Origin of the sequence: Streptomyces sp. M2CJ-2 (assembly GCF_016757295.1) — a bacterium.
GTDB lineage: Bacteria > Actinomycetota > Actinomycetes > Streptomycetales > Streptomycetaceae > Streptomyces.
Map to the genome: position 1 here is coordinate 1 of NZ_JAESIF010000289.1, position 534 is coordinate 534.

General features: G+C 72.5%; 1 pseudogene. It reads right to left on the bottom strand.

The features are described from left to right. Window positions 1-25: 25 nt before the first annotated feature. A pseudogene (locus tag JL475_RS39345) lies at window positions 26-534 on the bottom strand (mobilization protein); the annotation flags it as partial.

Below are 534 nucleotides of genomic sequence, written 5' to 3' on the forward strand. Positions count from 1 at the left end.
TGAACGGCCCCGCGGTTGCTGGTGATTACCTGCGGTGTCGGCGGTGCTGGTCGACAGCGATGGAGGCGGGTCCGAGTGGGGCAGCGTAGGGCAGTGAGTCCGTGGCCCGGGTGCTGTGCGGGGGGATCACCGTCACGTTGGCGGGCAGGTCGGCCATGCGTCGCAGACGCCAGACGAGGACGTCGCTGGCGGACTCGGCGGTGTGCAGTTCGCGCTGGGCGACGGCTTTATGCAGCAGCGCTCGTGGGTCGTGGCCGGCCTGGTAGGCGTGCGTGATGGTGACCGCCAGGGCGGGCCAGCCCGGTTCGCCGAGCACCCGCTCGGCGATCTGTGGCGCGGTGGTGCACAGAAGGGTGGCGGACCAGTTGCGTACGGGCTGGGCCAAGTGCAGGCCCTGGGCTCGCAGGCGGGCCATCGATTCCTCGCTGGCCGCTGCGTACGCGGCCTGGAGGTGGGTGGCTGCCTGCCGGGCGGCTGCGGCTTGCTGGGCGTGCTGGCGCTGGGCGTGCCAGTGTGCGGCGGCGAGGGCGAGGA